Source organism: Pseudomonas sp. 2VD (assembly GCF_005503585.1).
GTDB classification, from domain to species: domain Bacteria; phylum Pseudomonadota; class Gammaproteobacteria; order Pseudomonadales; family Pseudomonadaceae; genus Pseudomonas; species Pseudomonas aeruginosa.
The window spans coordinates 1-7,392 of record NZ_SCND01000302.1; the positions used below are offsets into that span (position 1 = coordinate 1).

Annotated in this window: 6 protein-coding genes and 2 pseudogenes; 3 read left to right on the forward strand and 5 right to left on the reverse strand. The window is 64.2% G+C overall.

Annotated features, from left to right (window positions below; genetic code table 11):
• Nucleotides 1-300 (reverse strand): annotated as a pseudogene (locus tag FFS27_RS24980) (hypothetical protein); the annotation flags it as partial.
• A gap of 542 nt (nucleotides 301-842) precedes the next feature.
• Between FFS27_RS24980 and FFS27_RS24985 the strand changes: the two are divergent.
• Both FFS27_RS24985 and FFS27_RS24990 read left to right on the forward strand, forming a co-directional pair.
• Nucleotides 843-1,553: an AzlC family ABC transporter permease gene (locus FFS27_RS24985; RefSeq protein WP_003162262.1), complete on the forward strand. Its 711-nt coding sequence runs from the start codon at nucleotides 843-845 to the stop codon at nucleotides 1,551-1,553.
• Nucleotides 1,538-1,852 (forward strand): AzlD domain-containing protein, encoded by a 315-nt coding sequence (locus FFS27_RS24990; protein WP_016263543.1) that lies wholly within the window; start codon nucleotides 1,538-1,540, stop codon nucleotides 1,850-1,852. Before FFS27_RS24985 ends, FFS27_RS24990 begins: the two co-directional genes overlap by 16 nt.
• Before the next feature lie 234 nt (nucleotides 1,853-2,086).
• On the opposite strand, the pseudogene FFS27_RS24995 reads toward FFS27_RS24990, so the two are convergent.
• Nucleotides 2,087-2,609 (reverse strand): annotated as a pseudogene (locus FFS27_RS24995) (class I SAM-dependent methyltransferase).
• A gap of 734 nt (nucleotides 2,610-3,343) precedes the next feature.
• Here FFS27_RS24995 and FFS27_RS25000 point away from each other — a divergent pair.
• Nucleotides 3,344-5,002: a thiamine pyrophosphate-binding protein gene (locus FFS27_RS25000; RefSeq protein WP_021264705.1), complete on the forward strand. Its 1,659-nt coding sequence runs from the start codon at nucleotides 3,344-3,346 to the stop codon at nucleotides 5,000-5,002.
• 7 nt (nucleotides 5,003-5,009) lie between these two features.
• Here FFS27_RS25000 and FFS27_RS25005 read toward each other — a convergent pair whose 3' ends face one another.
• The 3 genes from FFS27_RS25005 to FFS27_RS25015 all read right to left on the reverse strand — a co-directional run.
• Nucleotides 5,010-5,684 carry a class I SAM-dependent methyltransferase gene (locus FFS27_RS25005; protein WP_003100350.1) on the reverse strand — a complete coding sequence of 225 codons (675 nt, stop codon included), beginning with the start codon at nucleotides 5,682-5,684 and terminating at the stop codon, nucleotides 5,010-5,012.
• The gene (locus FFS27_RS25010) at nucleotides 5,684-6,592 is read right to left on the reverse strand and encodes a siderophore-interacting protein (protein WP_073665662.1); all 909 of its coding nucleotides are present in this window, start codon (nucleotides 6,590-6,592) and stop codon (nucleotides 5,684-5,686) included. The genes FFS27_RS25005 and FFS27_RS25010 overlap by 1 nt, the downstream gene beginning before the upstream one ends.
• A gap of 134 nt (nucleotides 6,593-6,726) precedes the next feature.
• On the reverse strand, nucleotides 6,727-7,392 hold a 666-nt coding region (locus FFS27_RS25015; protein WP_137952265.1), incomplete at its 5' end, for an aminotransferase-like domain-containing protein.

Genomic DNA, 7,392 nt, shown 5'->3' on the forward strand with positions numbered 1-7,392 from the left:
TGGCAACAACGAGGGATACACGGATGGGTGCGTCGGGAGCGTCAGATTTGTATACGCGACGGGGTCGAGACCCAGGCCGGTACTCTCTACGGTGGAGCCGGTGATATCGAGGGCGAACAGGGAAGCGGGAAGGTTGATACCTTTTTCGAAGACTTTGGGCAGACTGTTGCGTTCGATTCGCTTGCCGCGAACCACGCCATTCATGTCTGAAATCAGAAGGTCGACGAACTGGACCTCGGGATGTTCCTGAAGGAACAGGCTCGGCTCAGTGAGCTGAACGGCACGCAGGGGTACCGACATGATGCAACACCTTTTTTGTTAAAAATTTCAATCATGCGGGGGCTGGAGCCAGAGTCAATCGGAAAGCCAATTTGTTGTCAATAGCCCTCTCGTCGCCCTCGCGGACGGCGAAATGGCCGTAGACAGGGCCTTCCAGAGCATCGCGAAAGCGGCCAAAGCCAGGCCAGGCAAGGTGTTCAACCTGGTGCAGCAGATATTTTACAGGCTCCGTTGTACGAAAAATTGAACAAGGCTAAGCTGTGCCAACCCTACAACAGCAATAAACCGGGTGTTCCATGTCCTACCAGCCGTCCCTCGGCGCCAAGTTCCGCGGCCACAAGATCGGTCAGCATCCGCGTTAGCTCTTCTCTCCCTCGATTCTTCGCAGCGCCCTCGAGCGGCCCTCGCTCGTCCGCCGCCTGCCCTGCCCGTCCTCCTTATATAAGGAAGGACACCGGCCGCTTTCGCCTGCGTGGATAACGGATACGAAGAGCAAGATCGTTCAAGCCAGCCCGATGCGCCTGCTGGCATGCTGGACCGACGTTCACCACCGCCATGCCCCCATGACTGCCCACGACCTGCCCCGCCAAGCCTTTCTCCGCGGCGCCGTCGCCATCCTCCCATTGTCCCTGGCCGTCGCGCCCTGGGGGCTGCTGGCGGGATCGATGGCCATCGAAGCCAACCTCACCCCGGCCGAGGGCCAGGGCCTGTCCGCCATCGTCTTCGCCGGCGCCGCCCAGTTGGTGGCGATCGGCATGCTCAAGGGCGGTGCCGGGTTCTTTTCGATCATCTTCACCACCCTCCTCCTGACCTCGCAGCACCTGCTCTACGGCATGAGCTTGCGGCCGGTCCTGTCGCCTCTGCCGGGACGCTGGCGGATCGGCCTGGGCTTCCTGCTCACCGACGAGTTCTTCGCCCTCGCCAGTCAGCACGACCGGCGCAACTTCAACCGCTGGTACGCCCTCGGCGTCGGTCTGACCTTCTATATCGCCTGGAACCTGTTCACCCTCGCCGGCATCCTGCTTGGCCGCAGCATTCCCGGTCTCGAACACCTGGGCCTGGATTTCTCCATCGCCGCCACCTTCATCGCCCTGGTCGCGCCGCTGGTGCGCAACGTACCGACGCTGGTCTGCGTGGCCACCTCGCTGTTCTGCTCGGTGCTGTTCAGCCACTGGCAATGGAGTTCGGCGCTGGTCCTCGCCGGCCTCGCCGGGATGGCCGCCGGTTTCATCTGCAACAAGCTGTATCGGGAGGCGCCATGGTCTGGGCAGTGATCTTCGGGATGGGCGCGATCGTCTTCCTCAACCGCTACCTGTTCCTCGAACCGCGCCTGCCGATCCGTCTCGGCAGCAACCTGCGGCAGTTCCTCGGTTTCGCCGTGCCGGGAATGCTCACGGCGATCTGCGGCCCCATCGTGTTCATGCCCGAGGGCCGCATCGACCTCAGCTACGACAATCCCTACCTGGTCAGCGGCGCAGTCACCGTGGCGCTGGTGCTCTATACCCGTAATACCCTGGCGAGCATGCTGCTGGGCATGGCGTTCTTCTTCCTGTTCAAGTGGTGGCTGATTTGATCGATGTCAGTCGCTGACGGCATGACCTCTGCATGCAGCCCCTTGCAGGGTTCATACAAACTCGCGGCGGGCGGCTATATGGCCCACCAGATGCTCCGGAGCAGCCGCTATCCGGCTGACAGCCAGGCTACTATCGATGCAGTACCTGATAGCAACCATCTCCCTTCTATCTAGCCTGGATAAACACGCGTAAACCTGGCGCCCGCCCAGGCAAAGCAATTGACGGGGAGCACTTTAGAAAATCACCCGAAAATAATGACGATAGTCACAGTGACCGCCATCCTCCCGCTCGACGGCTTTCACCTTGAACTGCTTTGCCCCCAGCAACTCCAAGACACGAACCAGTTGATCATGGCTGAATATCTGTGTATGCCCGATTGCTGGAACTCCGCGAGAGTCAGTCACCAACAGTAGCTCACCGCCCGTCCTCAACCTGCCCACACAGTCAATCAGGAACTGGATCCAGTCGGCCGTATGGTCAAGCACATTTGAGCAAACGACGAAATCGAAAGCACTCTCTATATCGGCAACACCATCCCTTATATAACAAGAAGAACCTCTTTCCCCCGAGAATCGAGAATGGAAGGTTCTCTGCATACAGCCCCATCAATGAGTCCTGGGCAGTCACTGTCACGCCTTCGACCTTCTCGAAAAAGCCGATCGGCCCACTGCCTACTTCCAAAACCTTACCTTCAAAACCTTCGTAGCGATAATGCGAGGAGCCGTACGTGAACCCCATCTTCCCAAGAAACCACATTGCATCCTTATGCCGGGCCTCTTGTAGTTCCTCGACAGACAGATGGCGATAGGGCCATTTATCCTTCCAGAAAGAAAGCTCGTACTCCTGGGAATGTAACCACTGCTCCGGATCTGCAGACGCAACGCTACGTACGTCAGGAGCAGTTTCAACCCTACGGGACACCGACGAGAATTCGCCTGCACCACTGCCACGCTCTTCGATACACACTAGAGGAGTGCCATTCGCACGACGGCGCTCCCAGAAACCGGATAAAAATTTCACCCTAAAAACCTCCCTGCTCATTGGTACCCTTGCCCATCGGACTAAAAGACAAAAAGCCGAAACTTACCAACGACCAAACAACAACTCGTCCTCTATCTCAGCGCCCCAGCAAAAATCTTCCCCTCAGGAAGCCGCCAAACAGCACTGCTCGAGGAAAAACTAACAAAGAAAATTTATAAATAATGTAAGAACAATCCTTTTTGCTAGAGGAAATAGTTACATAGACATAATTGAGGAGAAGATGGAGAAACGAGCGGAAAACCGCGCTCTCCGATCCGCCTAGAGGAGACCCGTTGCGATGACGCTCCAGTCCCCTTCTCGTCCAGATGAAGCGCTGAAAGGGGCCTCCCCCGGAACGAAGAACGAGGGTTCATGCGCCACGGGAATGAACTCGCGAAGAAAGGTCGCTTGGCGCTGGCGCGCTTTGGGCCGAAGATCGGGGCAACCACAACGTGCGCAGCGAGGCCCTCATGTCCGACTCCCTTCCCCAGCGCAACGGCGGGCAGATCCTGGTAGAGGCATTGCGGCGCAATGCCGTCGATACCGTCTACTGCATCCCCGGGGAAAGCTACCTGCCGGTGCTCGACGCGCTGTACGACGCCGACAGCATCCGCACCGTCGTCACCCGCCACGAGGGTGCCGCCTCGAACATGGCCGATGCCTACGGCAAGCTGACCGGCCGACCAGGCATCTGCTTCGTCACCCGCGGCCCCGGTGCCACCCATGCGGCGAATGGCGTGCACACGGCGCAGCAGGACTCGACGCCGATGATCCTGTTCGTCGGCCAGGTGGAAAGCGCCTTCAAGGGCCGCGAGGCGTTCCAGGAAGTCGACTACGTGCAGATGTTCTCGGGCCTGGCGAAGTGGGCCGTGGAAATCGACCGTATCGAACGCATCCCGGAGATCGTCGGCCGCGCCTTCAGCGTCGCCACCTCGGGCCGACCGGGCCCGATCGTGGTCGCCCTGCCCGAGGAAATCCTCTTCGGTTCCGCGCAGGTCGCCGATGCGCCGGTGCCAAGGGTGCTTCCGGGGCGGCCGGGCGCCACGGCGATGGCAGAACTGCGCGAACTGCTGGCGAACGCCAGGCGGCCCCTGCTGGTACTTGGCGGCAGCGGCTGGGACGGCGCCGCCAGGAAACGGCTAGGCGCCTTCGTCGAGGCCAATGGCCTACCGGTGGCCACCTCGTTCCGTCGCCAGGACCTGTTCGACAACCGTGACCCGCACTACGCCGGGCAACTGGGCTTCGGCGCGGCGCCGGCACTATTGGAGCGGCTGCGCCAGGCCGACCTGCTGCTGGTGGTCGGGGCGCGCCTGGGCGAAACGCCGAGCGCCGGCTACAGCCTGGTGCGTAGTCCGGCCCCCGCGCAGACGCTGGTCCACGTGCATCCGGACAGCGCGGAACTGAACCGCGTCTACCTGGCGCGACTGCCGATCCAGGCCACCCCGTGTACCTTCGCCGAGGCCCTGGCCGACCTCGCGCCGTTGCCCTCGAGCACCTGGCAGGACTGGCGCGAAGCCGCCCATGCCGACTACCTGGCCTACTCGACCCCGGCCGCGAGCGACCCCGCCATCCAGGGCGTCGACCTGGCGTCCGTGGTCGCGTACCTCAGCGAAAACCTGCCGGACGACGCGGTGATCGCCAACGGTGCCGGCAACTATGCCGTCTGGGTGCATCGCTTCTACCGCTATCGCCAGGCCCGCACGCAGTTGGCGCCGACCAACGGCGCCATGGGCTACGGCCTGCCCGCCGCGATCGCCGCCAGCCTGCGCGATCCGCAGCGCAGCGTGGTGTGCTTCGCCGGCGACGGCTGTTTCATGATGTATCCGCAGGAGCTGGCGACCGCCGCGCAGTTCGGCGCGACGCCGGTGGTGATCGTGGTCAACAACGGCATGCTCGGCACCATCCGCATGCATCAGGAACGCGAATATCCCGGGCGGGTATCCGCCACCCGCCTGGACAACCCCGACTTCGTCGCCCTGGCGCGAGCCTTCGGCGCCCACGCCGAACGAGTGGAATGCAGCGCCGACTTCCCCGCCGCGTTCCGCCGCGCCCGCGAAAGCGGACGCCCGGCGCTGCTGGAGCTGCTGACCGACCCACGCCAGATCACGCCGCAGGCGCGCCTCGCCTGAGGCATCCTCAGCCGGCGCGGAAGGCGATCCAGGCCTGGTAGCCCACGGCCTGGAAATAGCGGCTGGGCAGGACGAAGCCGGTGTCTTCCAGCAGTTCGCCGAGGCGCTGCTCGGACAACGGATCGAAATCCTCGCGCAAGCGTTGCAGCATGCCGTCGCTGTCCTCCGGGGAAAGCCCGGCCAAACGGCAGGCCTCGGCCTGCACCGGGCGTTCGAAGGCGTCCCGGGCTTCCATCAGGTTGGCCAGCAGCAACGGCGCCGCTGGCGCCAGACGCTCGGCGACCGCCTCGAGGAAGCGCCGCTTGGCCTGGTCGCCGCGCAGGAAATGCAGCACCAGCAGGACCAGCGCCGCATCGCAAGGCGGCGCAGGCGGTAGCCCGGCGACGTCGCCGCAGTGCAGCTCGATCCGCTCCAGCAGGCCGAGCCTGGCGCAGCGCTGGCGGGCCAGGGCGAGCATGTCGGCCGACAGGTCCGCCGCGACGAAACGCCAGCCTGGACGCAACCCTGCCAGCTCCGCCAGTTCGCCGCCGGCGCCGCAGCCGACGCTGAGCAGGCGCGCCCGTTCCGGCAGACGGGCCAGCAACTGCGCGCGACTGAGCAGGTGCAGCAACTCGTAGCCCGGCAACAGGCGGCCGATCCGCGTCTCGTAGCCGTCCGCCTGTTTCCCGACGAAGCGGCCCATCAGTCGAACACCTTGCCCAGGCGCCAATAGCCCATCAGGGTCAGATGACGCTTGTCGATACCGCGCTCCTGCACCAGGTAGCGCCGGATCGCCATCACCGCCGCCGACTCGCCGGCGACCCAGGCGTAGAAACTGCCGCTCTCGGGGCTCGCCAGTTCCCAGAGGATCTCCTCGTCGATATCGATGTCCTCCAGCTCCTGGGCCGCACCACCCGCCACCTCGCGCTCCGGCAGCCGCGCCTGGCGCGCCGCCTCGATCATCCGCTCGCCGTTGCGCGAATGGATGCCGGCCTGGTGGCGCGGCAGCCAGTGCAGGCGCGCACCGGGAATCGCCGGCAGGTCGAGGATATCGGCTTCTCCCGGCACTTCGAGAAAGGCCTCGACCACCGGCGACTCGGCTTCGCCGGCCAGCTCCTCGAGAATTCCCGCCACCGCGGGCAAGGCGGTTTCGTCGGCGATCAGCAGGATATGGCGGACGCCAGCCGGCGGCTTCCATTCGTAGCCGCCGGGGTCATCGCCGTATTGCCGGTTGGGCGCGGCCAGTTGCAGGCGGTCGCCGATCCGCGCGTGGGTCGCCCAGGCCGAGGCCGGGCCGTTCTCGCCGTGGAGGACGAACTCCACGTCGACCTCCTCCTGCTCGGCGCGCAGCGCACGGATGGTGTAGGTACGCATCGGCGGCCGGCGAGCCGGCTCGACGCTGCGATAGGCCTGGTACCACTCGCTGCCACCGGGCAGGCTGGGCGGCTGGCCGCTGGCATCGGGGAAGAAGATCTTGATCCGCTGGTCGGCGGCCAGGGTCTTCATCTCGGCGACCTCCGGGCCGCCGAAGACGAAGCGGGTCAGCGCCGGGCTGAGTTGCTCGCGGCGCTTGAGTTCGACATTGAACAGACGATAGGCGGGTTGCGACATGACGATGGTCTCCTGGTGACCGGCGCCCAGCGGCGCCGGCGGATGCATGCATCAGGCAACTCTAGCAAAAAATGCGAATGATTAGCATTTGCTATTTGTGCAATCGTCGACTGCGTCGAAAGCACGACTGCCGCTCAGGCCTCGCAAGGCTCCAGCAGCTCGCAAGCGCTCTCCCCTACTCGCCTGACCGCCTGCTCGATGGCCGGGGTCGGCAACGCCGCGTAGTTCATCCGCAGGCAGTTCCGGTACTTGCCGGAAGCGGAGAAGATGCAGCCCACCGCGACTTGTACACCGCGGTTGCGCAAGGCCTTGTCCAGGCGCAGGGTGTCGAACGCCTCGTCCAGTTCGACCCAGAGCAGGAAACCGCCCTGGGGCCGGCTGGCGCGGGTGCCCTCCGGGAAATAGCGCGCCACCCAGTCGATCATCAGATCGCGTCCGCGCTGGTACTGGGCGCGCATGCGCCGCAAGTGCGGCTCGTAGTGACCGTTGCCGATGAATTCGGCGATCGCCAGTTGCGGTTGCAGGGCGCTGGCGCCGGTACTGATGTACTTCATGTGCAGCACGCGGTCGGCGTAGCGCCCGGGTACCATCCAGCCGATCCGCAGGCCCGGCGCCAGGACCTTGGAGAACGACCCGCAGAGCAGCACCCGGCCATCGTCGTCGTACGACTTGATGGTGCGCGGGCGCGGATAGGTGTAGGCCAGGTCGCCGTAGACATCGTCCTCGATGATCGCCACGTCGTAGCGCTGGGCCAGGGCCAGCAGCGCCCGCTTGCGCGACTCGGGCATGATGTAGCCGAG